General features: G+C 69.4%; 25 protein-coding genes. 11 read left to right on the top strand and 14 right to left on the bottom strand.

Features of this window, described 5'->3' with window-relative positions; translation table 11 throughout:
- Positions 1-18 precede the first annotated feature (18 nt).
- The 8 genes from gmd to EDF69_RS08145 are packed head-to-tail and all read left to right on the top strand — an operon-like array spanning position 19 to position 8,716.
- Positions 19-1,086, top strand: coding sequence for a GDP-mannose 4,6-dehydratase (gene gmd, locus EDF69_RS08180; protein ID WP_132882759.1), 1,068 nt, complete (start codon positions 19-21; stop codon positions 1,084-1,086).
- Positions 1,076-2,032 carry a GDP-L-fucose synthase gene (gene fcl / locus EDF69_RS08175; RefSeq protein ID WP_132882757.1) on the top strand — a complete coding sequence of 319 codons (957 nt, stop codon included), beginning with the start codon at positions 1,076-1,078 and terminating at the stop codon, positions 2,030-2,032. The genes gmd and fcl overlap by 11 nt, the downstream gene beginning before the upstream one ends.
- On the top strand, positions 2,020-3,243 hold the full coding sequence (locus EDF69_RS08170) for a WcaI family glycosyltransferase (RefSeq protein ID WP_132882756.1): 1,224 nt from the start codon (positions 2,020-2,022) through the stop codon (positions 3,241-3,243). The genes fcl and EDF69_RS08170 overlap by 13 nt, the downstream gene beginning before the upstream one ends.
- The gene (locus EDF69_RS08165; RefSeq protein WP_132882755.1) at positions 3,240-4,541 is read left to right on the top strand and encodes a hypothetical protein; all 1,302 of its coding nucleotides are present in this window, start codon (positions 3,240-3,242) and stop codon (positions 4,539-4,541) included. Before EDF69_RS08170 ends, EDF69_RS08165 begins: the two co-directional genes overlap by 4 nt.
- Positions 4,538-5,446, top strand: a complete 909-nt coding sequence (locus tag EDF69_RS08160) for a glycosyltransferase family 2 protein (RefSeq protein WP_132882754.1) — start codon at positions 4,538-4,540, stop codon at positions 5,444-5,446. Before EDF69_RS08165 ends, EDF69_RS08160 begins: the two co-directional genes overlap by 4 nt.
- A gap of 26 nt (positions 5,447-5,472) precedes the next feature.
- Positions 5,473-6,684 carry a glycosyltransferase gene (locus tag EDF69_RS08155; protein WP_165889992.1) on the top strand — a complete coding sequence of 404 codons (1,212 nt, stop codon included), beginning with the start codon at positions 5,473-5,475 and terminating at the stop codon, positions 6,682-6,684.
- Complete coding sequence (locus EDF69_RS08150) at positions 6,681-7,448, top strand: glycosyltransferase (RefSeq protein WP_132882752.1); 768 nt, start codon at positions 6,681-6,683, stop codon at positions 7,446-7,448. The genes EDF69_RS08155 and EDF69_RS08150 overlap by 4 nt, the downstream gene beginning before the upstream one ends.
- Positions 7,448-8,716: a hypothetical protein gene (locus EDF69_RS08145; protein WP_132882751.1), complete on the top strand. Its 1,269-nt coding sequence runs from the start codon at positions 7,448-7,450 to the stop codon at positions 8,714-8,716. Before EDF69_RS08150 ends, EDF69_RS08145 begins: the two co-directional genes overlap by 1 nt.
- 4 nt (positions 8,717-8,720) lie before the next feature.
- On the opposite strand, the gene EDF69_RS08140 is transcribed toward EDF69_RS08145, so the two are convergent.
- The 10 genes from EDF69_RS08140 to glmU form a co-directional block, all read right to left on the bottom strand.
- Positions 8,721-9,875 (bottom strand): SGNH/GDSL hydrolase family protein, encoded by a 1,155-nt coding sequence (locus tag EDF69_RS08140; RefSeq protein ID WP_132882750.1) that lies wholly within the window; start codon positions 9,873-9,875, stop codon positions 8,721-8,723.
- Entirely contained in the window at positions 9,872-10,306 is a 435-nt protein-coding gene (locus EDF69_RS08135; RefSeq protein WP_132882749.1) for a hypothetical protein, read from the bottom strand. The genes EDF69_RS08140 and EDF69_RS08135 overlap by 4 nt, the downstream gene beginning before the upstream one ends.
- Positions 10,307-10,391: 85 nt before the next feature.
- Positions 10,392-10,964 (bottom strand): putative colanic acid biosynthesis acetyltransferase, encoded by a 573-nt coding sequence (locus tag EDF69_RS08130; protein ID WP_132882747.1) that lies wholly within the window; start codon positions 10,962-10,964, stop codon positions 10,392-10,394.
- A 95-nt stretch (positions 10,965-11,059) separates the two neighbouring features.
- Positions 11,060-12,352, bottom strand: a complete 1,293-nt coding sequence (locus tag EDF69_RS08125; protein WP_132882745.1) for an Hsp70 family protein — start codon at positions 12,350-12,352, stop codon at positions 11,060-11,062.
- Positions 12,353-12,432: 80 nt separating this feature from the next.
- Positions 12,433-12,627 (bottom strand): YbdD/YjiX family protein, encoded by a 195-nt coding sequence (locus tag EDF69_RS08120; protein WP_132882743.1) that lies wholly within the window; start codon positions 12,625-12,627, stop codon positions 12,433-12,435.
- Positions 12,624-14,678 carry a carbon starvation CstA family protein gene (locus EDF69_RS08115; protein WP_425336671.1) on the bottom strand — a complete coding sequence of 685 codons (2,055 nt, stop codon included), beginning with the start codon at positions 14,676-14,678 and terminating at the stop codon, positions 12,624-12,626. The genes EDF69_RS08120 and EDF69_RS08115 overlap by 4 nt, the downstream gene beginning before the upstream one ends.
- Before the next feature lie 132 nt (positions 14,679-14,810).
- Entirely contained in the window at positions 14,811-16,511 is a 1,701-nt protein-coding gene (locus tag EDF69_RS08110; RefSeq protein WP_132882741.1) for an ATP-binding protein, read from the bottom strand.
- Positions 16,512-16,591: 80 nt separating this feature from the next.
- Entirely contained in the window at positions 16,592-18,457 is a 1,866-nt protein-coding gene (locus tag EDF69_RS08105) for a putative bifunctional diguanylate cyclase/phosphodiesterase (RefSeq protein ID WP_132882740.1), read from the bottom strand.
- A gap of 140 nt (positions 18,458-18,597) precedes the next feature.
- Positions 18,598-20,421: a glutamine--fructose-6-phosphate transaminase (isomerizing) gene (gene glmS, locus EDF69_RS08100; RefSeq protein WP_132882739.1), complete on the bottom strand. Its 1,824-nt coding sequence runs from the start codon at positions 20,419-20,421 to the stop codon at positions 18,598-18,600.
- Position 20,422: 1 nt separating this feature from the next.
- Positions 20,423-21,781, bottom strand: coding sequence for a bifunctional UDP-N-acetylglucosamine diphosphorylase/glucosamine-1-phosphate N-acetyltransferase GlmU (gene glmU, locus EDF69_RS08095; RefSeq protein ID WP_132882738.1), 1,359 nt, complete (start codon positions 21,779-21,781; stop codon positions 20,423-20,425).
- Between the two features lie 75 nt (positions 21,782-21,856).
- Between glmU and EDF69_RS08090 the strand changes: the two genes are divergently transcribed.
- Genes EDF69_RS08090 through EDF69_RS08080 form a run of 3 tightly spaced genes read left to right on the top strand, consistent with a single transcriptional unit; the run spans position 21,857 to position 23,821 of the window.
- On the top strand, positions 21,857-22,540 hold the full coding sequence (locus EDF69_RS08090) for an HAD-IA family hydrolase (protein ID WP_132882737.1): 684 nt from the start codon (positions 21,857-21,859) through the stop codon (positions 22,538-22,540).
- A 7-nt stretch (positions 22,541-22,547) separates the two neighbouring features.
- Entirely contained in the window at positions 22,548-23,339 is a 792-nt protein-coding gene (locus EDF69_RS08085) for an SDR family NAD(P)-dependent oxidoreductase (RefSeq protein WP_132882736.1), read from the top strand.
- An 8-nt stretch (positions 23,340-23,347) separates the two neighbouring features.
- Positions 23,348-23,821, top strand: a complete 474-nt coding sequence (locus tag EDF69_RS08080) for an OsmC family protein (RefSeq protein ID WP_132882735.1) — start codon at positions 23,348-23,350, stop codon at positions 23,819-23,821.
- Between the two features lie 3 nt (positions 23,822-23,824).
- Here EDF69_RS08080 and EDF69_RS08075 read toward each other — a convergent pair whose 3' ends face one another.
- Genes EDF69_RS08075 through EDF69_RS08060 form a run of 4 tightly spaced genes read right to left on the bottom strand, consistent with a single transcriptional unit; the run spans position 23,825 to position 26,410 of the window.
- Positions 23,825-24,829, bottom strand: a complete 1,005-nt coding sequence (locus EDF69_RS08075; RefSeq protein WP_132882734.1) for a nucleotidyltransferase family protein — start codon at positions 24,827-24,829, stop codon at positions 23,825-23,827.
- Positions 24,826-25,689 (bottom strand): HprK-related kinase A, encoded by an 864-nt coding sequence (locus EDF69_RS08070; RefSeq protein ID WP_132882733.1) that lies wholly within the window; start codon positions 25,687-25,689, stop codon positions 24,826-24,828. Before EDF69_RS08070 ends, EDF69_RS08075 begins: the two co-directional genes overlap by 4 nt.
- Entirely contained in the window at positions 25,686-25,979 is a 294-nt protein-coding gene (locus tag EDF69_RS08065) for an HPr-rel-A system PqqD family peptide chaperone (protein WP_132882732.1), read from the bottom strand. The genes EDF69_RS08070 and EDF69_RS08065 overlap by 4 nt, the downstream gene beginning before the upstream one ends.
- A gap of 23 nt (positions 25,980-26,002) precedes the next feature.
- Positions 26,003-26,410 carry a hypothetical protein gene (locus EDF69_RS08060; RefSeq protein WP_239435460.1) on the bottom strand — a complete coding sequence of 136 codons (408 nt, stop codon included), beginning with the start codon at positions 26,408-26,410 and terminating at the stop codon, positions 26,003-26,005.
- Between the last annotated feature and the right edge of the window lie 118 nt (positions 26,411-26,528).

The following is a 26,528-nucleotide window of genomic DNA, read 5'->3' as shown; positions in this document are numbered from 1 at the left end:
TCAGGGGGAGAACGAACCGTGAGCACCGGCAAGACCGCATTGATCACCGGCATCACCGGCCAGGACGGCGCCTATCTGTCCGAGCTGCTGCTGTCCAAAGGCTACACCGTGCACGGGATCAAGCGGCGATCCTCCTCCTTCAACACGTCGCGGATCGAGCATCTCTACCAGGATCCGCATGTCGAGGAGCCCCGCTTCATCCTCCACTATGGCGACATGACCGACAGCACCAACCTGATCCGGGTGGTGCAGGAGACGCAGCCGGACGAGATCTACAACCTCGCCGCGCAGAGCCATGTCGCGGTAAGCTTCGAGACGCCGGAATATACCGCCAATGCCGATGCAGTCGGCACGCTCCGGCTGCTGGAGGCGATCCGGCTGCTCAAGCTGGGGGACAGGACGCGCTTCTATCAGGCGTCCACCTCGGAGCTTTACGGGCTGGTGCAGGAAGTACCGCAGCGCGAGACCACACCCTTCTACCCGCGCAGCCCGTATGCCGCCGCCAAGCTTTACGCCTACTGGATGGTCGTGAACTACCGCGAGGCTTACGGTGTGCATGCCTCCAACGGGATCCTCTTCAACCATGAGAGCCCGTTGCGCGGCGAGACCTTCGTCACCCGCAAGATCACCCGAGCGGCCGCTGCCATCAAGCTGGGGCTCCAGGACAAGCTCTACCTCGGCAACCTCGATGCGCGGCGCGATTGGGGCCATGCCCGCGAATATGTCCGCGGCATGTGGATGATGCTGCAGCAGGACTGGGCGGACGATTACGTCCTGGCGACCGGCGAAACCACGCTGGTGCGTGACTTCGTCGCCAAGGCATTCGAGCTCGTCGAGCTCCCGCTCGAATGGCGCGGATCCGGCGTGGCCGAGACCGGCGTCTGCGCGCGTACCGGCCAGACGTTGGTGGAGGTCGACCCGCGCTACTTCCGGCCGACCGAAGTGGACCTGCTGATCGGCGACCCGAGCAAGGCACGCGAGCGTCTGGGCTGGGAGCACGGCACCAAGTGGGATGCCCTGTGCGCCGAAATGGTGCGCGAAGACCTGATCGCCGTCGCACGGGAGCAGCGGTGCAGTGCCGAGTGACGGCTTCCCCCTCGCCGGCAAGCGCGTGTGGGTCGCAGGGCATCGCGGCATGGTCGGCTCCGCGCTGGTCCGGCGGCTCGGGCGCGAAGCCTGCACGATCCTCACCGCCGGGCGTGCCGAACTCGACCTCCGGCGGCAGGGTGCCGTGGAGGGGTGGATGGCGGCCCATCGTCCCGATGCCATCTTCCTTGCGGCGGCCAAGGTCGGCGGCATCCTCGCCAACGATCGCGCGCCGGCGGACTTCCTGTACGACAACCTGCTGATCGAGGCGAACGTGGTGGAGGCGGCGTACCGCACGGGCGTCGGCAAGCTGATGCTGCTGGGGTCCAGCTGCATCTACCCGAAGTTCGCCGACCAGCCGATCCCGGAGGAAGCGCTGCTCACCGGGCCGCTGGAGCCGACCAACCAATGGTACGCGGTAGCCAAGATCGCGGGCATCAAGCTCTGCCAGGCCTATCGTCGCCAGCACGGCTGCGACTTCATCTCGGTCATGCCCACCAACCTCTACGGCCCGGGCGACAACTTCGACCTGGAGACGAGCCACGTCCTTCCGGCCCTGATCCGGAAGGCGCATGCCGCAAAGCTGAGCGGTGCCGACGCGCTGGAGATTTGGGGCAGCGGCACGCCTCGTCGCGAGTTCCTGCACGTGGACGATCTTGCCGATGCGTGCGTGCACCTGATGCACATCTACTCGCAAGAGTACCATGTAAACATCGGTTCCGGCGAGGATATCTCCATCCTCGACCTGGCCCGCCTGGTGGCGGAGGTGGTGGAATTCGCAGGCGGCATCCGCTGCGACCGGACGAGGCCCGACGGCACACCGCACAAGTTGCTCGACAGCCGCCGCCTACGGGCCACCGGTTGGCAGCCTCGCATCGGGCTGCGCGACGGAATCGCCCAGGTGTACGCCCATTATCAGCAGCAGGTACGGCCATGCGCATCCTGATCCTGGGCATCAACCATGCGCCGGAACCCGTTGGAATTGGGCCCTATACGGCAGGAGCCGTTGCGACCCTGGCAGCGGCGGGCCACGAGGTGCAGCTGGTCACTGCCAAGCCCTATTATCCCGGCTGGGCACTCGCCCCGGGATGTTCGCGCACGCTCTACAGCCGCGAAACGCGCGGCACGACGACGATCTGGCGCTGCCCCTTGTATGTGCCCAGGCAACCATCAGGCGCCCGCCGGGTGGCGCATCACCTGAGCTTTGCGCTCGCGGCCCTGCCCCCGATGCTGGCAGCGGCAGCCCGCTTTCGACCGCAGCTGGTACTGACGGTGGCGCCCTGCCTTTTGTCCGTTCCCGTCGCCAAGCTGGCGGCGCGGATCGCGGGCGCGCCGCTGTGGATCCACGTCCAGGATTTCGAAGTGGAGGCAGCATTTGCGACGGGCCTGCTGGAGGGCGCGGGTCCACTTGCGCGACTGGCACACGCCTTCGAGGCAATGGCACTGAGATCCGCCCAGACTGTCAGCAGCATCTCGCCGCAGATGTGCCGCCGCCTGGAGCAGAAGGGCGTTCCGGCCGAGCGTGTGGTCGAGTTCCGCAACTGGGCGGAGCTGGATACGATCGCGCCATTGGACGTGCCATCCGGATACCGCAGCGAATGGGGTCTGGGGAACCGGCACGTCGCGCTCTATTCCGGCAACATCGCCAACAAGCAGGGCATCGAGATCCTGGTCGAGGCGGCGCACCGGCTCGCCCATCGCGAGGACATCGTCTTCGTCATCTGCGGCGAGGGGCCGAACCGAGCCATGCTGGAAGCACGGGCCGCGGCCCTCACCAACATCCAGTTTCATCCCCTCCAACCCGCCGAGCGGATGGGTGCGCTGCTGGGTCTGGCGAGCGTGCACCTGCTGCCGCAGGCCGCCGGAGCGGCCGATCTGGTGCTGCCATCCAAGCTCGCGAACATGCTCGCGAGCGGGCACCCTGTCGTGGCTACCGCAGCCGCCGGATCGGGCCTCGCGCGCGAGGTGGAGGGATGCGGGCTGGTAACGCCGCCGGGCGACCCCGCCGCCATGGCCGAGGCGATCGCCACGCTGATCGACGATGGTCCCAGGTCGGCGGCCATGGGGATCGCGGCTCGCAGGCGGGCCGAGGCACGCTGGAGCCGCCGGGCGATCCTGGCCGGCTTCGTCGCGCAGGTGGAGGCGGTTGCCGCATGAGCGGGCGGGCAGCCGGGGCTGTGGCCAGCTTTGCGATCAAGGGGCTGGGGCTTGCCGCGCAGGCGGCAGCGCTGGTGCTGATCACCCAGGCCATGGGGGTTCAGGGCTTCGGCAGCTACTCGCTGGTGCTGTCGATCGCCAGCATCGCGGCACAAGCAGCCGACTTCGGGATCGGCCGGTACCAGTTCCGGCTGGCTCATCGCGGCCGAGCGACACGAGTGCTGGTGTTCTGGAGCCTTGGCTTCCGGCTTGCCACGACGGCATTGCTGCTGCCGTTGCTACTGGTGCACGGCTGGCGAGCAGAGGTGTCGACGGCGGCGCTCCTGCTGGGTTTCGCGGCGAACCTCCTGTTCCAGCTGGCCTACCTCAACCGTCACCTGTTGCTGCTGCAGGAACGCGTCGCCGCCGCGATCCTCGTCGAAACAGCGCCGGCGCTGTTCTTCTGCGTGGGCGTGGCGCTGTCGCTTGCGGGAGCCGTGCGGGTGGACGTCGAGGGGGCGCTGCTGCTGTACCTGCTCGCCACCTTCGTGGGGTTCCTGCTGTCGATCGCGACCGCCCGGACGGGGGCGAGCTGGGCGAAGGGGGCGGCGATGCTGGCGCGCGCGCGGGTCCGCCAGGTGGCGGCAGGCCTGGCGATCCTACTCCGCCGATCGAGCCTGGTCGGAATCGAGACGTTCGTCGCGACTGCAACCTTCAACGCGCCGATCCTGATCGTGGCGAGCCTGGGGAACGGCACTGCGACACCTCAGGTGGCGCTGTATCAGCGCATCCTGGGGCTGGAGGTCGCCCTCCTGTCGGTAACCGTCACCACCCGGCTCAAACGCTACTATGACAGCGGGAGCCGGCGGACGTTCGACCTGCGTCCGGCACTCGCTTCCGGAGTGCTGGTCTTCGCGCTCAACGCTGCGGGATTGCTCCTGCTTGCACCCGTCGCGGCAATGGTGCCGCAGATCGGCGAGCTAACGCTGGTGCAACTGGCGCTTTCGCTAAGGCCCCAGTTGGTCCCGCTTGCCGCGGTCACCGCCTGTGTCGCCGCCTACAGCCACTGCTCGATCGCAGCCCTGGGCGGGGACTGGCTGCGGCAGCGGTGCCTGAGCGGCGGCATCGCGCTCTGCGTCACCGCAGTTGTCGCAACGATCCTCACCCGGGCCGGCAGTGCTCCTCTTGCGGCAGTGCTCCACGCATCGCTGCTGGGGCAGGCGCTGGGCATCGCGGTGCTGGTCGCCACGGTCGCGCGCCGTGGTGCGCACATTCACCTGCCCCGACCCTTCCCCTCCATCGGAGCGCCCGCAGCATGAGCGGCACGCGCATCTCCGTTATCGTCCCTACCCGCGATCGCGCCGACAAGCTCGCCCGCGCGCTTGCCAGCGTGACGGCCCAGACCGATCCCCCGCAGGAGATCCTAGTCGTGGACGATGGCTCCTCCCCCGAGGAAGCGGGGCGGATCGCCGCGTTCGTCGCAGCCACGCCGGACGCGCGGCTGCTGCGCCAGGAGCGGAGCGCCGGCGGAGCGGCTGCGCGCAATCTCGCGGCGCGGCAGGCGTCGGGGGATATACTCGCCTTTTTGGATTCCGACGATTGGTGGCTGCCGCATCGGCTGGCGAGCCACTGCGCCGCGCTCGCCTCCCCGGCTACCGTGCTGTCCTACAACCGCGCCCGGCTCACGCGGTCCGGCGCGGGCACGGGCCGGGGCACGGTAGGACGTGCGCCGCCCGAGCGGTGGCCGCTGCGCGTGGCAATCGCTGGCTGGAACTTCGTGGGCAGTTGCTCAAGCGTCTGCGTCCAAGCCGAGGCCTTTCGCGCGGTGGGCGGCTTCGATCCCGAACTGCCGAGCTGCCAGGATTGGGAGCTCTGGTTGCGGCTGAGCCGGCGCGGCCGCTTCGCCTTCCTCCCCGAACCGCTCACCCTCCTCGACGTGGGGCCGCACGCCCGCATCACGACTTCCGCGCGGGCCGTCGAGACGGGGCATGCGCTGGTCCATCGCCGCGCGGCAGCGATGGCGTCGAGCGAGGCGGAGCAGCGCTATGTCGCAGCAGAGCATCTGTGGACGCTCGCGGAGATCGAAAGCCGCTTCGAACGCACGCGCGCGGCGCTCCCCTACATGCTCCGCTCGCTGCTCCGATGCCCGACCGAGCGGGCGCTGAAGCGGACGCCGGCACTCGCGCTGCGCGCAGTCTCCGGCCCGCGGGGAGGGCAAGGCTGATGCGCGGCAGCGCGGCTTTTCCTTCCTTGCGAATCCTGGCCCTCAACATCCGCGCCACCCAGGGCGGCGCCGGACGCGTAGCCTATGATCTGCACCAGCGGCTACGCGGTGCCGGGCACCAACCGCGCCTGCTCTACGGTTACGGGTCGGGGATCGCGCCGGACCCGCAGGCATTGGCCGATCCCGAGATTGAGATGATCGGCTCCCGGCCCGTCGTGCTCGCGAACTTCGCAGCGCATCTGCTGGGCGGCCGGGAGATCGCGACAGCCGGAGTCGCGGCGATTCGGCACGCCGTCAACGAAGCGGACGTGATCCACCTGCACGCGGTACATCATTGGTACGTCCGATGGGCCGGTCTAGCGCGGATGCTGCGGGATAGCGGCAAGCCGGTGGTGATCACCGCCCACGATTGGTGGCTGCTGACCGGTCGCTGCGGCTTCGTGCGTGACTGTTCCGGCTGGGAGCGACGCTGCGGCGAGTGCGGGAAGCGGCGCTTCGAGGACCTGCCGAGCCTCCTGGACCGGTCCGCGGCAACCCGCCGGGCGCGGCACCAAGCGCTGCGGATGCTCGGCGATCGCCTGACGATCGTCTGCCCTTCCCGCCACCTCGAGCAGGACCACGCCCGCATCTTTCCAGAACTGGAGGTGGTCTGCGTACCGAACGCGCTCGACCGGGATTTCGAAGCGGCGCTGGGCCCTGTCCTCCCGACAACGGACCGGTGCGGACACCTGTTCTGCGCATCGGATCTCGCCGCGCCGGGCAAGATCGACCCCGGGCTCGTCCGTGCGCTGGCGGGGGAGCCCGGCGTCACGGTCGGCCTCGTCGGCCGCGGCAACCCGTTTCGCGACACCGCTGCCGTCGAGCATGGCGAGGTCCGCTCCCGAGCGGCGCTGGCGACGCTCTTTGGAGGCGCGCGCGGGCTGCTGTTTCCCTCCCGCATGGACAACGCCCCGCTCACCATCATCGAGGCGCTGAGCGCAGGCTGCTATGTGCTCGCCTATCCCTCCAGCGCGGCCCGCGAGATGCTCGCGCTGGTCGGTGGCCGCTGCGTACAGTCCGCAGCCGAAGCGCTGGCGCTGGTCCGCTCCGGCCGTGAGGCGACGCTCTATGACGGCATTTCCCCTGCCGAACTGGCACGGCGGGCGCGGCAGATCTGGTCGGGAGCCGCGATGCTCGACGCCTATATGGGCGTGTACGCACGTGCGCTTCGGCCTGCCGGCACGCAGGCCGCGGCATGAGCGTCCCGCTGTCGATCATCACGATCGTGCGCAATGACCGGGCGGGACTGGAGCGGACCCGACGCTCGCTCGGCGATCAGCGCCTGCGGCACTTCGAGTGGATCGTGGTGGATGGCGCGTCGACGGACGCAACCCGGCCGCTGGTGGAGGCGCTCTTGGATCAGGGCGTCGCGCGGGGTGGATCGGAGCCGGATGGCGGCATCTACGACGCCATGAACAAGGGGCTGCGGCTTGCCCGCGGCGAGCATGTGCTGTTCCTCAATGCGGGTGACCGGTTGATCGGTCCTGACGCGCTCGCTCGCGCAACGGCGGCGATGGCAGCGTCGGGTGCCCCCGACATTGCCTTCTTCGGGTCGCAGATGGAATTCGGCGCGCGCGTCCTCGCGCGACCGGCCAAGCCGCCGCGGTATCTGTGGCACGGCCAGCCCGGGTTGCACCAGGCGACCTTCGTCCGGCGCACGCTGCACCTTCGCCACCCGTTCAGCGAGCAATACCGGGTGTGCGGCGACTATGATGCACTGACGCGCATGGCGGTGGCGGGCGCGCGGATGGAGAGCTTCGCCGAGACGATCGGGGTGAACCGGTTCGAGCGCGGCGCCATGTCCAGCAACAAGCGGCCGTTGATCCGCGAAGCGGCTGCCATCCAGCGTGCGGTGCTGCGCCTGCCGCGATGGAAGGTGGCGGTGAGCGCCGGACGGCGTGCGCTCCATTCGGCGGTGTTCACGCTGCTCACCAGCATCGCGCCGCGTGGATCGGCACGCTGATGCTGCGCCTGCATCCGCGGGAACGCGTGCCGCTCCGGCTGCTGGCGGGGGCGAGCGTGCTGGGCCTCTATGTGCGGGTTGGGGAAGTCGGGAGCTACGCCGTCACTCTGGGCGGGCTCGCGGCGGCGGTCGTGCTGCTGGTCTCCCTACGCGAGGTTCGCCTGTCGCTGGCGCCCCTGGCCATCGCCGCAGCCCTGCTGCTGTGGCCGCTTTTGCTGTTCCTCGGCGCGTCGCTGGCGGAGGCGGCGCTGCTCCCCGCTCCCGAGGCATTCCTGCAATCCTATGCCCTGTGGGCTGCATCCGTGGTGCTGATCGGCCTGGCATTCCTCAGCAACCGGCCGCTGCAACTGCCGGCGCCCTTCGCTCTCGCGTCGATGATCCTCGTGGTAGCGGGTGCCCAGTGGCTCATGGCAGGATTGGCCGGAAGCCTGGTGGGGTTCGAACTTGTCGCGCCCCTGCTGGGTATCGACCTGGTGCACGGCTATCTCCGAATGGAGCCCGGATGGGACGTGCGGGCGATCGGCCTCTATTACGAACCGTCGATGTGCGGCCGGGTGCTGGGGACGCTCGCCTTCATCGACTTCCTCCAGCACCGGCGCGCGCTGCGCCCGGCGGGGGTGCTGCTCGCCGCCCTCCTGCTGACCCAGTCCCTCGGCCTGCTGGTGCTGGCCGCCGCCATCGGCACGATCCTGCTCGGCCGCTCGCGGCGCGGCGCGCTTGTGCTGGCGTTGCTCGCCGTGCTGGTGGCGGGGGTGCAGGGTGGCGCGATCGAGCAGCGCCTGCGCAACGACGCGGCGGTCCAGGCGGAGGCATCTACCTATCGCCGCACCGTGGCGCCGCTCACGCCGGTGGTGGAGACGCTCGCCGCCAATCCCGCAGGCGTCGCGATCGGTGCGGCCGAACTGGTGGCGGACGCCACCGGCTATGCCGAGCGCACCGGTGAGGCGAAGATCACCAACGGCATCTACGAAGTCCTGCTCTACTTCGGCGTGCTGGGCGTCGCTGCACTCGCCGCCGCGTTCGTCGGAGTTGCGGCGCTTGTGTTCTCCGGACGACGCGAGGCGGCCGCGGCGCTGCTCCACCTGCTGCTGTCCACCGCGATTTCCGGCAGCTTCCTGTCGATCGAGTCCTCCCTGCTTACCTACTACTTCATCGTCGCCTGCCGGGCTGCGGCTCGTCCGGCCCGTGCCGTCGAGAGCGGCGCTGCGACGGAAGCGGCGCCTGCCTGCCGGCCCGCGTGGGGCCGACCGGCGGGCGTCCCCCTCTAGCCGGCTACGCCAGCGCCTCCGCGATCGCCTGCCCGATGCGGCGCCCGAGGTAGAGGTGGCCGGCTGCGGTCGGATGGACGTTGTCCGCCGCGGTGTAGATGCTGCGGTTGCCGACGCCGACGAAGTTCTCGATATCCAGAAACGCCGCTCCGTGGGCGGCCGCTGCCTCGATCAGCGCCGCCTTCACCCGCCCCAGCGCCGTCGTGGGGCCGAGCGGTGTCCAGGGCCCGAGCGTCACCACGCGGGCAGCCGGCCATGCCGACCGCATCGCGGCCAGACATGCGTCATAGCGCGTGCGCAGGCTGACCAGAGCGGGCGCATCCGCGGCGAAGTCGTTGTAGCCCATGGCGGTCACCAGCAGATCGGGTGCCCGAGTGAGGGCGGCGACGCCCTTCGCCACCCGCAAGGCCGGGACATTCGCGCCCCCGCTGTTCCACCCGGCGCCGCCCACGCCGTCGCTCCACGCATCCATCTGGAGCTGAGCGGCGGCAGCAGCCGCCCAGGTCCGCGCCACCGAGGGCGCGCCGGTGCCCTGGCTATAGCTGTCGCCGAGGATGGCGATGAGCCCGCGTCGCGCCGAGTCGCCAGGGAACCAAGCGCTGCCGGCAGCGTCGAGATAGAGGCCACCGAACAGCAGGTTGATCCCAGCCAGCCGGTAGTGCCGCGGGCGGCGGGGATCGCCGGTGGCACTCCAGTCGAGCTTCACCAGCCGCCGATCCCCCGTCGCGGGCGTGGCGAACGCGCCATCCTGGACCAGCTGGCCGTCGACGAAGAGATCGAACAACGCATTGTGCTTCAACACGAGCAGTTCGACTTGCGCAGCGTCGCTCATCCACTCCCACTGGATCGGGCGTGTGAAGCCGGTGCCTCCTGCTCCGTCCGAGGCGCCATAGGTGGAGGGATCGGCCGCCACTGGCACGATCGGCGTGCCGGTCACGCGGAAGCAGGCGTTGGTCGCCGTCACCCGGACGGCGGCGGAGATGGTGCTTGCGGCAGCGTCCGTCGCGGTGATGAGCGGCGGGCTTGCCGCCACGGTGAAGCAGGGGAGCGTACCGAGGGGGATGGCCGCAGCAGCCCGCATCGCGGTTTCACGCGCGCTGCGCCGGGCGACGGCATGCGCGCGGGCGCCGATCCCGCGCGCCAGCAGGTCCGCGCTCATTGCGCCACCCGATAGGTGACCGCGCCGCTGAGCAACGAAAGCTCGAGATAATAGCTCGTGCCGGCGACGCTCTCCTCCGCGACCGGCTCATTGGCGTTGGTCGTGAACAGGCCCCACGACTCGCCGGCAAGCGTCAGCGGATCGAGCGTGGCACCGCCGTCGACGGACCGCAGCACGCGCACCCTGCCGGACCAGTTGCCGGACAGGGTGAGGTGGATCGGGCGATCGAGTTCCGGCACGAACGGCCCGACCCGGCCGGACGTGGACGCGGTCCCCGCCAACGGCGATGCGGCAGCCCGGCCGCGCGCCAGCCGCACGGGCATCGGATTGGCGGCGTCCACGAACACGGCGTCGGCTCCCGGCTGGCCGAACGATAGTCCGACGGCCGGGACGAACGGCGCGGGTACGTCGATGGGGATGGAAGAAGACATGCGGAGCCTCCCGAGGGTGAAAATCCGCGGCAGGTGTGATCCGGAATCACTCGTGTAGGAAAGAAGAAATGTACCGCTCTGGTTATTATGGAAGCTGCGGTCGAGGCTTCAGCGGTTGGGCCGGGTTGCCGGAGAAGAAGGTCCATGGCGCGAGATCGCGCATCGCCACGCCCCGCGCGCCGAGCACGGCCCCCGTCCCCACCCGAACGCCCGGCCCGACGAAGGCTTCCGCTGCGACCCAGGCGTGATCCTCGATCCGGATCGGCCGCAGGCGGACCGGGAACACGGGATCGACCACGTCATGCGTGCTGGCGCAGAGGCTCGCGTCCTGAGAGATGACCACCGACCGCCCGATGGTGATGCGCCCCTGGTTGTAGCAGCGGACCCTGGGGCCGAGCACCGAACCGTCGCCGACCTCGAGGTTCGCGGGGTGCCAGATCCGGACCGAGCCATAGATGCGTGCGCCGCGGCCGATCTCCGCGCCCCAGAGGCGCAACAACATGCAACGCCACCGATGGAGCGGCGGCGGCGTCCATCGGGCAAGGATCAGCCAGCAGATCCCCCACCCCACCCGCGACAGCCGATTGCCGAGCGAGAAGCTCGGCTGGTGCCGCTCGGCCGTCTCCAGCGGTCGCGAAGTGCCGGTCCCTCGATCCATCGCCCATTCCCCCGACGCGGACCGCAGCACCCGTCACGACCGCCCCCGGGGGGGAGCATAACTACTCTGCCCGCATCTTCTACAGCGATGACGCCTCAGACTGCCCAGGCAGCGACATCCTCCTGCTCGCCGATCAATGCCAGGCCGTGCGCGATGGAGGTCAGTTCGCCGCCACTGGCGATCTTCTCCTCGCCGAACCGCTCGGTGAAGAGCCGCCGGATGCGGGGCGTGAGCGAGGTGCCGCCGGTCAGGAACACGCGGTCGATCGCGGTCGGTGGCACGGCGGCCGCTGCCAGGGCCGCGTCGACGGCCGCCTCGATGCGAGCGACGTCGGGCGCGATCCACGCCTCGAACTGCGCGCGCGTGACCTCCGCCTCGATCGACAGCCCGCCGCCGGCGAACCGGAAGCTGGCACTCTCCGCTGCAGAGAGGTCGCGCTTCACCCGGCCGACGGCGTCGTAGAGGCGGAAGCCCTGCTCCTCCTCGATCACCGCCATCATGCGCCCGACCGCATCCGGATCGAGCGCGCTTCGGCGCAGCTTGTCGAGTTCGGCGAGCGTGCGGCGGTTGCGCATCAGCGCGAGCCGCGACCAATCGGCGAAGTCGGTGAAATAGCCGCGCGGGATCTCCAGCACCTTGTCGAACGAGCGATAGCTGCTGCCCTTGCCCAAGAGCGGCAGGACGAGATGGTCGAGAATGCGATAGTCGAAGCGATCGCCGGCGATGCCGACACCGGCATGGCCGAGCGGCTCGCACCGGCGCTCGGCGCCCGGTGCCGCGATGCGGACGACGGAGAAGTCGCTGGTGCCGCCGCCGAAATCGGCCACCAGGATGGTGGCCGGATCCTCGATGCGCGCCGCGTAGCTGAACGCCGCGCCGACAGGTTCGTAGACATAGTGGATCTCCGCCCCCAGCGCGGCGAACATCGCGTCATAGCGGGTGCGCGCCAGGGCTTCGTCGGGCCTATGGCCAGCATATTCCACCGGCCTTCCCACGATGACCCGGCCGATGCCGCCAAGCGCGCCGCCGGCCCGTGCGGCGAGCTTGTCGAGGAACAGACGGCCCAGGTCCTCGAAGCGGTAGCGCCGATCGAAGACGGTCGCCTGTTCAAAGGCGCTGCTCGCCGCGACCGACTTGAACGACTGGAGGAAACGGCTGCCCTCCGGATATTCGAGATACTCGGCGATTGCCCAAGGGCCAGCCTCGGATGCGACGCCGCCGGGCACCGCGTCGTCCTGCCAGAAGCAGAGCGCGGATCGGAACACCGCATCCGGGCCGTCGGGTGCGTCCAGCAGGACGAGGTCGGCCGCGCCGTCCCGGGCCACGGCCGCAACGGAGTTGGTGGTGCCGAAATCTAGGCCGAGGGCGGTAGGGCGTGCGTGCGACATGGGCGTGCGGCCCTACACGCTCGGCTGGCCGGCTCAAGCCGTTTGACGGTCATCTGTTCGCTCGGAGCTAGTTCTGCCGGTCAGCAGCAGCGGCCACCGTTCTTGCCACCGTAGCGGGCCTGCTGCCGGTCGCGGAAGAACTCCGCCTCGCTCATGGTGGGCCTCTCGGGGTGATGCTGCTCCATGTGCAGGCGATAGGCAGCATAGGAGGGCATGCCGACCATCAGGTGGGCCGTTTCCCGCACGCGTGCCGCAAGGGCGGCGAGCCGGCTCATTCCGCCGCCTCCACCCGCGCCAGCGTCGGCGGGATCTCCGTCACACTCGGCCGGGGGATCCGCCGCGCCTGGAGGCAGGTGCGGATGCCGTAGAAGACGATCGAGAATACCACCGCGAGGAAGATCGCGCACAGCCCTGCATCGATGCGATCGTTGAACACGATGCGGCGCATTTCGGCGAGGTCCTTGGCGGGCGCCAGCACCTGGCCGCTGGTGAGCGCGTCCCCGTACCGCGCCGCGTGCGCCAGGAACCCGACCTTCGGATCGGCCGAGAAGAGCTTCAACAAGCCCGCGCTGCCCGTGCAGACCAGCAGCCAGGCGGCCGGCACCATCGTCACCCAGGCGAAGCGCTGCTGCTTCATGCGGAACAGCACGACCGTCGCCAGCACCAGCGCCACGGCCGCCAGCATCTGGTTGGAGATGCCGAACAGCGGCCACAGCGTGTTCACGCCCCCGAGCGGATCGGTGACGCCCTGGTAGAGGAAGAAGCCCCAGGCGGCGACGCACAGCGCGGTCGCGACCACGCCCGGCACGATCTCCGACGCCTCCCGGAAGCGTGGGACGACCAGACCGATCAGGTCCTGGAGCATGAAGCGGCCCGCGCGCGTGCCCGCGTCCACCGCAGTCAGGATGAACAGCGCTTCGAACAGGATGGCGAAGTGGTACCAGAAGGCCATCATCGCCTTGCCGCCCACGACATGGCTGAAGATGTGCGCCATCGCGACCGCCAGCGTGGGCGCCCCGCCAGAGCGCGAGACGATCGTGGTCTCGCCGACGTCGCTGGCGGTCTGGGCGAGCGTCTCGGCCGTGACCGGGAAGCCCATCGCCGTGACGGCCGTGGCCGCGGAATGGACGTCGGTGCCCAGCACCGCTGCCGGGCTGTTCATGGCGAAGTAGACGCCAGGATCGAGGATCGAGGCACCGACCAGCGCCATGATCGCGACGAAGCTCTCCATCAGCATCGCGCCATAGCCGATGAAGGGGGCGTCTCCCTCGCTGGCGATCAGCTTGGGGGTGGTCCCGCTTGCGATCAGCGCATGGAAGCCCGAGACCGCGCCGCAGGCGATGGTGATGAACAGGAACGGGAACAGCGCGCCGGACCAGACCGGGCCGCTGCCGTCGATGAACTGGGTCACCGCGGGCATGCGCAGCGGCGGCGCCATGATCGCGATGCCGATCGCCAGCGCGGCGATCGCGCCGATCTTGAGGAAGGTGGAGAGATAATCGCGGGGCGCCAGCAGCAGCCACACCGGCAGCACGGAGGCTACCGCGCCATAGCCGATCAGGATCCAGCACAGCTCGACCGCCGAGAAGGTGAACAGCGGCCCGAAGGTGGGCGACGCCGCCACCTGCCCGCCATAGACGATCGCGAGGATCAGGCCGACGAAGCCGAGGATCGAGACCTCGCCGATCTTTCCCGGCCGCAGCCAGCGCGTGTAGATGCCCATCAGGATCGCGAGCGGCACCGTGGCCGCTACCGTGAACATGCCCCAGGGGCTGTCCGCGAGCGCGCGCACCACGATGAGCGCCAGCACCGCGAGGATGATCACCATGATCATGAAGGCGCCGAACAGCGCGATGGTGCCGGGTACCGGGCCCATTTCGATGCGGATCAGCTCGCCCAGCGACTTGCCGTCGCGCCGCATCGAGATGAACAGCACCATGAAGTCCTGCACCGCGCCCGCGAGCACGACGCCTGCCAGGATCCACAGGGTGCCGGGGAGGTAGCCCATCTGCGCCGCGAGCACCGGACCCACCAGCGGCCCCGCCCCGGCGATCGCCGCAAAATGGTGGCCGAACAGCACGTTGCGATCGGTGGCGACATAGTCGAGCCCGTCCGCGCGCCGGACCGCAGGCGTCGCGCGCGCGGGATCGAGCCGCATCACATGGCGGGCGATGTAGAGCGCGTAGAAGCGGTAGGCGATCAGGTAGATCGCGACCGCAGCGACGACGATCCACAGCGCGTTGACCGCCTCACCGCGGGAAAAGGCGACCACGCCGAGCGCGGCCGCCGCCAACAGCGCAAGCGCCGCCCAGCCTGCTTTGGAAATCGCCGTCACCGTGCATCCTCTCTTCGATGCGCCCGCCGCCTCGGCGGCGCGCGACCGCATCGCGCGGATGCGGCATTCCGTCTCGTCGGCCCCCTACCAAAGTCTGGAAGGAGGCGACAGGCGCCGCGCTCTTCAGGCGGCGATTTCCGGCGCTTGGGCCGGCGCCTGCGCCCGCTGGAGCGTCAGCACCGCGCGCGCTCCCTTCCCCCAGCCCTCGCTCTCCAGCCGAAGCGCACCGCCCATCGCCATCATCGACGTCGCGCACCAGTGCAGCCCGAGGCCGCCGGAGCGGTTCTTGCGGGTCGAGAAGCCGCGCTGGAACAACGCCGGTGCATCCGCGGGGTCGAAGCCCTCGCCATTGTCGCGGATGACCACCTCTACGCGGCCCTCCCGTTCGGTGATGGACACGCGGATGCTTGCGCCGGGCGTTCCTGCGGCTGCGATCGACTCCGCCGCATTGGAGAAGAGGTTCCCGATGACCTGGCTCAGGATCACGCGGTTCGCGCGCACCAGGCAGGACTTGGACGGAAACACGGTGGCGATGGACAACTCGCGCGAATAGCGCGCGATCGCGCCGTTGCGGGCGATCAACTGCGTGACGTCGCAGATCTCCAGCGGGAGCCGACCCTGATCCCGTTGGGAGCCGCTGCCGATGATCTCCAGCACATTCTGCAGCGCGTCGCGCCCCATTTCGAGCTGCGAGAGCCGCTCCGCGCGCGCGCTCCGCTCGGCGTCGAGCGCAGCGCGCAGGAACGCAGCGAGCTTCGCCTGGCGCTCGGGCTCGATCCCCGGCTCTCCAAGCTCGTTCAGCGCGCGATCGATCGTGGCCGGATCGACGGGCAGCGCGTGGGTGAGCCCCTTCGACAGGATGGTGCTGATCGGGTTCAGCGCGTTGCGGACGTTGTGCATCGCGGCTTCCGCACTTTCGGTCCGGCCGAGACGGAAGGACTGCACTTCCAGCTGCTCGCGGAGGCTCGCGAGTTGGCCGAGCATCGCATTGAAGCTGGCCACGAGCGAGCCGATTTCATCCCGGGTGACCGGATCCGGAAGCGTCGCCATCGAGCCGGAGTCGCCGATCTGATGCATGTGCCGCTCGACCGAATGCAGCCGTTGCAGCACCAACCGGTGGAAGATGCGCCGGAGCATGATGAGGAGCAGGAGCATCAGCGCGGTGACGCCCGCGGCGGCGTACATCAGCAGCTTGCTGCCGAGTCCCCAGAGGTTCCGGTCGATGGAGAAGGCAACGCCCGCGGCGGGGCGGCCGTCCCAGCCGGGGACCGGCACGCGAAGGTCGAGACCATCGCGGTGTCGGTCCACCCGCGGAGTGGCGGCACCCATCGGCACGAGCCGGACCGCGCGCTGGAGGCGCTGCTGGATTTGCGCGCGGTGCACGGGCTCGGCAACCGCGACATAGGTGGGGACGATAGCCGAGGGGACGAGCACGCGGGCGATGCCGACGGCGCTCAGCGTGCCGCCGTTGGAGACGAAGAAGCTGCCGGCGTCCGCGTCCGACAGGGCTGCAACCGGATCGATGCCGCGCAAGGCCTCGGCCGTACGCTGGGCGTCGAGGGGATCATCCGGCACGAGCAGCCGGGCACGCCGGCTTTCCTCCACCAGCCGCACTGCCGGTTTCTGGGCGCCACCGGTCTCACCGACCGTCCGGGCAGCCGCCTCGACCTGCAGGCGCAGCGTGTCCAGCACGGCGGCGGCGCGCTCCGTCTCACGCTGGATCGCCTGATCCTCCAACTGACGAAAGCCGGGGGTGAGCACCAGCGTCAGCATCAGGGCGATGCCGAGCGTGCCCGCCACACCGATGCCGGTGAGGATCCACACGAGCTTGCCGGACAGGGACGTCGGGCCCGCCCTACGCAGGTGGCGGCGCCAGCTCTGACGCGCACGCCGGCGCCGAGGCATCAGCCGGTGGTGCCGGTACCCGGCACCTGCGCCTCCGGTGCGCAGGGCGTCTGCGGTTCGAGCACGCTGCCGCCCTCCGCCAGCCGCACGGCATCATCGGCGACCAGCGGCGGAGAGAGGTAATAGCCCTGGACCTGAGAACAGCCTGCCAGGCGCAGCGCCTGGAGCTGCGTCTCGTTCTCGACGCCCTCAGCCACGACCTCCAGCCCCAGCGCGCGGCCCAGGTGGATGATCGAGTGCACGATCGCGGCGGATTCGCGCTCGCGGCCCATGCCGTCCACGAAGCTGCTGTCGATCTTCAGCGTATCGAGCGCGAAGGTGCGGATGTTGTACAGGCTGGAGTAGCCGGTACCGAAATCGTCGATCGCGACGCGAAAGCCCATCTGCCGCAATCGGTAGAGGGTGTCGGCGGCACGCTCGGCGTTTTCGGCAAGTGCCGTCTCGGTGATCTCGATCTGCAGCTGGTTCGGGGAAACGCCGGCCCGCTGGACCTGCGCCACCAGCTGCGCGACGAAATTCTGCCGGCGGAACTGGCGCGGGGAGAAGTTCACCGAAACGAACTGTCCGGGCCAGCGCTTCGCCGCCTCCAGCGCCTCCTCCACGACCCAGTCGCCGAGGTCGTGGATCAGGCCGCTCTCCTCGGCCACCGGGATGAACATACCCGGAGAGATCATGCCATGCTCGGGGCTGCACCAGCGGAGCAACGCCTCGAACGCGACCACTTCCAATCCGCCGCGGGCAAAGATCGGCTGATAGACGAGCGACAATTCGCCGTTGGCCATCGCCTGGCCGAGCCCGGTCTCGATCTGGCGGCGGAAGCGGACCGACTCGTCCATGCTCTCGTCGAACACCCGGACCAGGTTCCGCCCTGCGCGCTTCGCCTCGTTCAGCGCCAGGTCTGCACGGCGCATGATGTCGACCGAGTCGCGCTCATGATCCGCGTCGGCCACCACGAGGCCGATCGAGGCGGTGTTCTGCACCGATTGGCCGAAGATGCTGAGCGTGCCCGAGCAGGCGCGCAGCAGCCGCTCGCAGCGCATCACCGCCTCGTCCTCACCGGACACGGACATCATCAACCCGAATTCGTCACCGGCCAGCCGGGCAACCAAGCCCTCCTCGCCGATCTGCTCGGAAAGGAAGTTGCAAACGGTGCGGATCACTTCATCGCCGGCGAAATGGCCGAAGGTGTCGTTGATCGTCTTGAACCGGTCGATGTCGAGCATTGCCACGGCGAAGCAACCCGGCACATGCACGCGTTCGCTGAGCGCGCGCAGGAAGGCGAGCCGGTTGGGCGCTTCGGTCAGGGGATCGTGGCTGGCGATATGAGCCGCCTTGCTCTCGTTCGCGGCGAGCTCCCGCGCCTGTTCCTTGAGTTGCACGACCTTTTCCGCCAGCGCCGCGCGCGTAGCCGCGAGCTCGCGGTCCAGCTGCCAGCGGTGCGCGAGCGCGGTTGCGGTCTGCACCACCTCGACCGCCTCGAACGGCTTGGCGATGTAGAAGATCTTGTCGGCCGGACCGGCGGCGCGGAAAATCTCGGCCGGCGCGAAGTCCGAGAAGCCGGTGACGATCACCAGGTTTACGTCCGGATCGATGGCGCGGATCCGCTGCGCCGTCTCCTTGCCGTCGATGCCGGGCGGCATGCGGACGTCGATGAACGCCACGGCGAACGGCCGACCGGCGCGTACGGCCTCTTCGACCGCAGCGACTGCCTCCAGCCCCTGGGAAACATGCACGAGTTCGAGTTCCGCAGCCGGCTCCAGAGGCGCAGCCCCGGCGTCACCTTCCTCAAAGAGCTCGGCCGCCATGGCCGACAGAGAGCGTTCGCCCTCCGGCCTGCGGAACGCATGCCGGTAGGACTCGTGCATCGCCGGTTCGTCGTCTACAATCAGTACCCGCACCGCGGCCCGACTCCCTCACCAAATGGACGGAAGCTTAACGGGCGGCGCGTTACAGCGAGGTAAACGTCGCGCCGGATTGGTTTTTTTCTGCGGCGACCGCCCTGAAGCTATTCGACCGTGACGGACTTGGCGAGGTTGCGCGGCTGGTCGACGTCCGTCCCCTTCGCCACTGCAACGTGATAAGCGAGCAGCTGGACGGGCACCGAATAGACCAGCGGTGCGATCAGCGGATGAACCTTCGGCATCTCGATGGTCGCGACCGCATCCTCGCCGGCCAGCGCCAGACCGTCCGCGTCCGAGATCAGCACCACCTGGGCGCCGCGGGCCTGGGCCTCCTGCATGTTGGACACCGTCTTTTCAAACAGCGGTCCCGACGGCGCGAGCACGATCAGCGGCACATGCTCGTCGATCAGCGCGATCGGGCCGTGCTTCATCTCGCCGGAGGCATAGCCTTCGGCATGGATGTAGCTGATTTCCTTGAGCTTGAGCGCGCCTTCCAGGGCGAGCGGATAATCCGGCCCGCGACCGAGGTAGAGGACGTCACGTGCGCCCGCGATGGTGCCTGCCATCCGCTGGATCTCGGAGTCGTGGCCGAGCGCGGCGTTGATGGCCGCGGGCGCTTCGACCAGGTGGCGGACGATCTCCCGCTCTTCCTCCGGCGTCAGCTTGCCCTTGGCGCAGGCGAGGTTGACCGCGAGCGCCGCCATCACCGCCAGCTGGCAGGTAAACGCCTTGGTGGACGCCACCCCGATCTCCGGCCCAGCATGGGTCGACAGCAGCAGGTCGACCTCGCGCGCCATGGAACTCGTCGGCACGTTGATGATGCCGGCGGTGGTCACGCCGTTCGCCTTCATGTGGCGCAGCGCGGCCAGCGTATCTGCGGTCTCGCCGGACTGCGAGACGACTACCCCCAGCGTGTTGGGCAGCAGCACGGGATCCCGGTACCGGAACTCGGACGCCACATCGACCTCGACGGGCAGGCGCGCGAACTTCTCGATCCAGTATTTGCCGATCATGCCGACATAGGAGGCCGTGCCGCAGGCGACGATCGCGACCCGCTCGACACTGGACAGGTCGAAGTCCATGTCGGGCAGCGCGACCTTTTCCTCGACGGGACGGAGGTACGATCGCAGCGTCTGGGCGACGACCACCGGCTGCTCATAGATCTCCTTGAGCATGAAGTGGCGATGGTTGCCCTTGTCGATCAGCGCACCGGTGACGCCGCTGATCGTGATCGGCCGCTCCACCGGGTTGTTGTCCTTGTCGTAGACCTGCGCGCCCTCGCGGGTCAGGACTACCCAGTCGCCCTCTTCCAGATAGGAGATGCGCTGGGTGAGCGGGGCCAGCGCGAGCGCGTCCGACCCCACATAGGTCTCGCCGTCGCCATAACCGACCACCAGCGGCGAACCGAGGCGCGCGCCGATCAGCAGGTCCGGGAACTGCCGGAACAGGATCGCGAGGGCAAAGGCGCCGTGGAGCTGGGGCAGCACCGCCTTGACCGCATCCTGCGGGCTATCGCCGGCCTCGATCCGCTCGCTCACGAGATGGGCGACGACCTCACTGTCGGTCTGGCTGTGGAACTCGCGCCCGCGGGCGATCAGGGCGTCGCGAAGCGGCTTGAAATTCTCGATGATGCCGTTGTGGACCAGCGCCACCTCGCCCGTCGCATGGGGATGCGCGTTGGCGGTGGTCGGCGCGCCATGGGTCGCCCAGCGGGTGTGGGCGATGCCGGTGGCACCGGGAAGCGGCGCGTCGCGCAATTCGCGGACCAGGTTGGCGAGCTTGCCCTCGGCGCGGCGGCGATCGAGCACGCCATCATGGACGGTGCAGACCCCGGCCGAGTCATAGCCGCGGTACTCGAGCCGCCGCAGCCCGTCGACCAGGCTGTCCACGACATCGCCGCCGCCGATGATACCCACAATTCCGCACATGCTATCGCTTCCCCGCGGCCTTCAGTGCCGCCATCTTTTCTCGGAACCGTGCGGCCCAGCCGGACCGCACCTCCTGGCTTCCCCGCGCCACCGCCAGCGCATCCGGCTCCACGTCGCGGGTGATGACCGACCCGGCCGCCACCATCGCACCCGCACCGATCGTGACCGGCGCCACCAGCGCGCTGTTGGAGCCGACGAACGCCCCCTCGCCGATGCGCGTGCGGTTCTTGAGGAAGCCGTTGTAGTTGCAGGTGATCGTGCCCGCGCCGATGTTTGCACCCGCGCCGACCTCCGCGTCGCCCAGATAGGTCAGGTGATTGGCTTTGGCGCCGCGGCCGAGCACCGCATTCTTCATTTCGACGAAATTGCCGACCTTCGCCTCCGGCTCCAGCACCGCACCGGGCCGCAGCCGCGCATAGGGGCCGATCTCCGCGCCCTCGCCGACGATCGCGCCCTCCAGATGGCTGAACGCTCGGATCGTCACCCCGTCAGCGACACGGACTCCGGGGCCGAACACGACGTTCGGCTCGATCACGACGTCGCGGCCAATCTGCGTGTCGTGCGCGAACCAGACAGTCTCCGGCGCGACCAGCGTTGCCCCTTCGGCCATCGCGCGCGCGCGGCGCGTCGCCTGCCACGCAGCCTCGATCCCCGCGAGCTCGGCGCGACTGTTGACGCCGGCCACCTCCGCCGCATCGGTCTCGATCACCGCCGAGGTACGCCCGTCGGCAGCGGCCAGCATGACCACGTCGGGCAGGTAATATTCGCCTGCGGCATTGTCGTTGCCCACGCGCGCGAGCAGCGCGAACAGATCCGACGAGCGCACCGCCATCAAGCCCGAATTGCACAGGGTCTGCGCGCGCTCTTCGGCAGTCGCGTCCTTGAACTCGACCATCTTCACGATGTGGTCGCCCTCGGCGATGATCCGGCCGTAGGCGCCCGGATCTGCGGGACGGAAGCCGAGCACGACCGTCGCAGGCGCATCTTCGCCGTGCAGCCGATCCAGCATCCGCCGCATGGTAGCGGTCGAGACCAGAGGTACGTCGCCGTAGAGGACCAGCACGTCGCCATCGAACCCGTCGAGCGCAGCCTCCGCCTGGGCGACCGCGTGGCCAGTGCCGAGCTGTTGCGCCTGGTGCGCGGTGGCGATGCCGAGCGGGGCCACGGCAGCCTCGACCTGCTGGCGGCCGGCACCCACCACCACCACGCTGCGGTCCGGCGCCAGCGCGGCGACGCTGTCGATAAGGTGCAGCAGCATGGGGCGGCCGGCGACGGGATGAAGCACCTTGTGCAAGTCGGATTGCATGCGGGTGCCCTTGCCGGCGGCAAGAATGATCGCGGCGATGGGTCGAGGGGTCATGAACGTCTCCGAGGCATCTGCGCCCTGCCACGCCGATCTTGCCTTTGCCAGTGCCTTGCCCGCATGAGCCCCGTCATGACGGATTTCCCTTTCGACATCGTCGGCTTCGACCTGGACGGAACGCTGGTGGATACCAGCGGCGATCTTGCCAATGCGCTCAACCATGCGCTTGCCGATGCCGGCCGCCCCCCGCTTGCGCGGGATGCGGTGCGCACCATGATCGGGGGCGGTGCACGGCACATGTTGATGCAGGGGATGGCGAGCACCGGCGGCTGTTCCGAAATGGAACTCGACCGGCTCTACCGCCTGCTGCTCGACCATTATGAGAGCCATATCGCGGTAGAGAGCGCGCCTTTTCCGGGCGCAATGGATGCGATCGACGCGCTGGAGGCGCGCGGCGTCAAGGTGGCGGTCGTCACCAACAAGCTGGAGGCGCTGGCGGAGCAACTGCTGCGCAAGCTCGGCATTCGCGATCGTTTCGCCTGCCTGGTCGGGGGCGACACCATGGGCAAGGGCTTCGGCAAACCGCACCGCGCGCCGATCGACGAGATGATCCGGCGCTGCGGCGGCGGGCGCGCAGCGTTCGTTGGGGATTCGATCTACGACACGGGCGCCGCGCGCAACGCGGGCATCCCCTCCGTCGCATGCAGCTTCGGCTTCCTGATGCAGCCGGTCGAGGAGCTGGAGGCAGACGCGGTGATCGACGGGTACGACGAATTGCTGCCGGTGCTGGAGCGGCTGGGCACGGTCGCGCGTTGAGCCGCCCATGAGCAATTCCACCCGCCCCGCCGCCCTGGTCACCGGCGCCTCCGCCGGCATCGGCAAGAGCTTCGCCACCCACCTCGCCCGCACCGGCCACGACCTGGTGCTGGTCGCCCGTCGCGCCGATCGGCTGGAGGCGCTCGCGGAGGAACTCTGCGAGGCGCACGACATCGTGGTCGAGGTGCTGCCTGCCGACCTGGAGACGCCGGAAGGCGTCACCGCGGTCGAAGCACGGCTGGCGGAAGGCGATCCGATCGACCTGTTCGTCAACAACGCCGGCTTCGCCGCGCGGGGCGCGGTCGGCGGCCTCGATGCTGCCGCCCTGGAGTCGATGATCCGGGTGAACGTGCTTGCCTTCGCGCGGCTCGCCAACGCGGCGGCGGCGCGGATGCGTAGCGAGGGTCGCGGCACCATCATCAACGTTGGCTCGGGCACGCTGTTCATGCAGTTCGCCGGCAACGCCGGCTATGGCGCGACCAAGGCATTCGTCGCCTATTTCACCCGCACCATGCAGCTGGACTTGGCGGACAGCGGCGTCCGGGTGCAGCTGCTGATCCCCGGCGTGATCGCGACCGACTTTCACGCGGTGGCGGGCAATGCCATCGAGAACTTCCCGCCGGAGCGCGTGATGCAGGCGGACGACCTGGTGGTCGCGTCGCTGCGCGCGCTGGAGATGGAAGAGCCGGTGTGCATCCCCTCCCTGCCCGACATTCGCGACTGGGAAGCCTATATGGCTGCGGAGGCGAAGATCGCTCCCAATAGTTCGCGCGACCGCACCGCTGACCGCTACCACTGAGGCCATAGGTGGCCAGCCGGGAGCATCGCTACGCCGTGGCCGTCGAATGGACCGGCAACACCGGGTCGGGCACCGAGAGCTATGCCGGCTATAGCCGCGATCACCTGCTGACCACGCCCGGCAAGCCCGACATCGCGGGTTCGTCCGATCCGGATTTCCGCGGCGATCCGGGTCGCTGGAATCCCGAGGAGATGCTGGTCGGTGCGCTCGCCGCGTGTCACCAGCTCTGGTACCTCCACCTCTGCGCAAGCGCGGGCATTCGCGTGCTCGCCTATCGCGATGCGGCGACCGGCGTGATGGCGGAGAATGCCGACGGCTCCGGCCAGTTCGCGCAGGTGACGCTGCGGCCGGAAGTCACCATCGGCGCGGGCGACAATGTACAGCATGCCCGCGCGCTGCACGAGGAAGCCGCTCGCCTGTGCTTCCTCGCGCGTTCGGTCCGGTTCCCGATCAAGCATGAGCCGGTGATCGTCACGGAGTGATCGTCAGGGCGTGACCCGATGTCCCTTGCGCCACTTGGTCCACAGGTGGCGGGCGAGCATCCCCGGCGGCATGCGCAGCAGGTGCGACCGAAGGTAGAAGGCGGTCCGCGTTGCCCTGGCGGTCGGTCGCCCCCACCCGTCGCGAGCGAGCAGGCGGCGAACGTAGAGGCGATCGGTCGCGCTCAATCGCGCCCCTTCCCCGTACAGCGCTTGCCCCAAGCGCAACGCCCGTTCCAGATGCGTCGCGATCTGGTGCAGCGATGCGCGTGCGCGCAGCCGCGCCAGCGCCTCGGGCGCTTCGAAGGCGTCGAGCAGGCAGTGAATATCCCAGAGGTTCCGGAGCCCGCCGGCAAGATCGCCGTCGGCGAACAGGTGCGCGACGGCGTGGCAGACCATGTCTTCAGCCGACAGCACGCACAGGCCGTTTGCGAGCGGCACGCTGTCTGCCAGCAACGCGTCTGCGTTTGGGCTGGGGCGCGCCGTCAGGGGGAGGATCGTGTGGTGCACGTCGATCATCCGGTCGCGTTCGCGGTGGATCAGCGGCGGCAGCTCGTGCATCCAGCGCCGGTAATAGGCGTCGTCGTAGGCGTCGGGCTTCACCCATTCCCATCCGGCCGCCAGCAGCGCCGCCTCGACCGCATCGAGCCTATCCCGGGGCACCAGGATATCGAGGTCGCCGATGCTCCTGCCCTGCCCCGCCGAAAGGCCGGCGGCGACATAGGCGGTCCCTTTCAACAGCACGACGGGGATGCCGAGCGGCAGCAGCGCCTGTGCCGCCATCTCCGCCTCCCACAGTGCGAGCGTGCGGCCCTGCTCGGCTGTGGCGCGGGCGTCCGCCAGGATGCGTTCGACGGTGGCGGGCATGGGGAGCCCATGCAGCCGGTGGGCGAGCGTGCCGAGGATCTGTTCCGCGCGCGCCGCGGCGATGAGGCCGGTCCAGCCGGCGGCGTCCAGCTCGCGGGTCGTGGTGGGATCGCGCAGCGCCCGGACCAGCAAGGCGCCGCTCACGCCGCCTGCTCCCACAGCCGCTCGACCATCTCGACCGCCGTCTGCGTGTCCGGATAGTCGATGGCCTGCGCGGGCACGGTTGCGACCAAATGGGTAAGCGCGTCGAAGCCCCGCTCGCCAAGCCCGACATAGTTGGTCGACGCCTGGGTCAGCCGCACGAACGTCTCGGCAGGCGGCACCGGCCGCACGTCGGGCGCATGGCCGAAGCTTGGAAAGAGGATCGCCGCCGGTTGCGCGGGAACGTCCATGGCCGCGACCGATGCGGCATCCGGCTTCAGGTGGCGGATGTCGCCCTTGGGGGTGTCCGGCTGGAGCGGGCCGAACCTGCCCGCCGGCAGCGCCTGTTCGACGACACCGATCGCCTGGTTCTTGAGGCTCACCAGCCTCGGGAAACCGTGCACCAGACCGGTGGCGGGATCGAGCAGCGCGAACTCGTCACCCATCAGCCGCCAGCCGCGCGCCATCAGCAGCGCAGCCAGCGTCGACTTGCCCGCGCCCGAGACGCCCGTCATCAGCAGCGCCCGACCGTCGCGCGCGACCGTCGCGGCATGGAGTAGGAGGTAGCGGCGCTGGCCGAGCGCCATCTGCAGGTTCATTCCCATCTCGGCCGCGAGCAGCCCGAGCGGCAGCGGCAAGGGCGCGGCGTCGGGCAGGACATAGTCACCGCCGATCGTGATCGACGGCCGCACCCACCGCCGCCAGCGGCGCGCGGCGAACAGGCGGACGGAGAAATCGGGGATGCCGTCGTGCGGCTTGGGATAGTCGTCGTACAGCGCGGCCAGCGTCTCGATGGGTTCGCGCCAGTCGGCACCGACCCGAAAGCCGACCGGGCCGATCCGCAGCTGAAAGACGTGCCTCACCCGCGCTGCACCAGGCCGAGCCCGACCAATTCGGCGACGCGAGCGCCCAAAGCCTCCGCGTCCGGATCGGCAAGGTCGTAGCGCGCCGCCAGCCGGGCGAGCAGCTCCTCGATCGAGGCGGGTGCTTGGGCCAGGGCGGCCAGGATCTCCGGCACGGGAGGCGCGACCAGATGGGTCTGGCCGGAAGCGCGATGATAGATCGCCGTGAGTTCGTCGAGCGGCACGATGCGCAGCACGCCCGCCGGCGGCGCGCGGAACCGCACCGGGCCGTCGCCTGCCTCCGCCGCCATGCGGGTGGACGCCGCGGGGCCGTTCAGCCGCGCGGCATCTGCAGGGAAGCGAAGCAGGTGAACCCGCTCGTCCCCGACTGCAGGCGGCGGATGTAGTTGGTGTAGGCGCGCGACTGGTCGCTGGTGGTGCCCGGCAGGTTGATGCCGTTGTTGAGCGCGCGCTTCACGTCCGCGGCCTTGAACGGCCGGCGGGCGGCCGGATAGGCACCGCGGGTGCCCGGCGGCACCAGGTCGCCGTTGGGCGCGACATAGCTGCCCGCGCGGCCGGGATCGGGCACCGGGATCTCGCACAGCGACACCGACGCGGCGGTGTTCGCCAGCGCCGGGCGGATCGACACCACCGCAGAGGCGCCAGCCGCCCCCAGCAGCAGCGTGCGTCGGCCCAGGCCGGAGCGGGCGCCTTCGCCCTCGGGTGTCTGCTCGTCGCTCACGAGGGCCTGTGTGTTGGAAGCGACGCGAATGCGCAATCCCCAAGCACGGGGTCGCCTCGGGATGCACCGTATCGCCGCGGGACGTTTCCGCTGGCCTCCGGCTGGCCTATAGGGCGCC

It is taken from the genome of Sphingomonas sp. JUb134 (genome assembly GCF_004341505.2).
Lineage (GTDB): Bacteria > Pseudomonadota > Alphaproteobacteria > Sphingomonadales > Sphingomonadaceae > Sphingomonas.
The sequence above is the reverse complement of the archived record's forward strand: the minus strand, read 5'-3'. Positions and strand labels throughout refer to the sequence as shown.

Excerpts from the sequence above, each read along its gene's own strand:
- EDF69_RS08120 (WP_132882743.1), bottom strand. The coding sequence starts at position 12,627 with ATGAGCCGGCTCGCCGCCCTTGCGGCACGCGTGCGGGAAACGGCCCAC.
- EDF69_RS08105 (WP_132882740.1), bottom strand. The coding sequence starts at position 18,457 with ATGCACGAGTCCTACCGGCATGCGTTCCGCAGGCCGGAGGGCGAACGC.
- EDF69_RS08165 (WP_132882755.1), top strand. The coding sequence starts at position 3,240 with ATGAGCGGGCGGGCAGCCGGGGCTGTGGCCAGCTTTGCGATCAAGGGG.
- EDF69_RS08150 (WP_132882752.1), top strand. The coding sequence starts at position 6,681 with ATGAGCGTCCCGCTGTCGATCATCACGATCGTGCGCAATGACCGGGCG.
- EDF69_RS08090 (WP_132882737.1), top strand. The coding sequence starts at position 21,857 with ATGACGGATTTCCCTTTCGACATCGTCGGCTTCGACCTGGACGGAACG.
- EDF69_RS08085 (WP_132882736.1), top strand. The coding sequence starts at position 22,548 with ATGAGCAATTCCACCCGCCCCGCCGCCCTGGTCACCGGCGCCTCCGCC.
- EDF69_RS08140 (WP_132882750.1), bottom strand. The coding sequence starts at position 9,875 with ATGAGCGCGGACCTGCTGGCGCGCGGGATCGGCGCCCGCGCGCATGCC.
- EDF69_RS08145 (WP_132882751.1), top strand. The coding sequence starts at position 7,448 with ATGCTGCGCCTGCATCCGCGGGAACGCGTGCCGCTCCGGCTGCTGGCG.
- EDF69_RS08125 (WP_132882745.1), bottom strand. The coding sequence starts at position 12,352 with ATGTCGCACGCACGCCCTACCGCCCTCGGCCTAGATTTCGGCACCACC.
- EDF69_RS08135 (WP_132882749.1), bottom strand. The coding sequence starts at position 10,306 with ATGTCTTCTTCCATCCCCATCGACGTACCCGCGCCGTTCGTCCCGGCC.
- glmS (WP_132882739.1), bottom strand. The coding sequence starts at position 20,421 with ATGTGCGGAATTGTGGGTATCATCGGCGGCGGCGATGTCGTGGACAGC.
- EDF69_RS08170 (WP_132882756.1), top strand. The coding sequence starts at position 2,020 with ATGCGCATCCTGATCCTGGGCATCAACCATGCGCCGGAACCCGTTGGA.
- EDF69_RS08130 (WP_132882747.1), bottom strand. The coding sequence starts at position 10,964 with ATGGATCGAGGGACCGGCACTTCGCGACCGCTGGAGACGGCCGAGCGG.
- glmU (WP_132882738.1), bottom strand. The coding sequence starts at position 21,781 with ATGACCCCTCGACCCATCGCCGCGATCATTCTTGCCGCCGGCAAGGGC.
- EDF69_RS08160 (WP_132882754.1), top strand. The coding sequence starts at position 4,538 with ATGAGCGGCACGCGCATCTCCGTTATCGTCCCTACCCGCGATCGCGCC.
- EDF69_RS08065 (WP_132882732.1), bottom strand. The coding sequence starts at position 25,979 with ATGGCGGCGGAGGCAGGCGACGGCCCGGTGCGGTTCCGCGCGCCGCCG.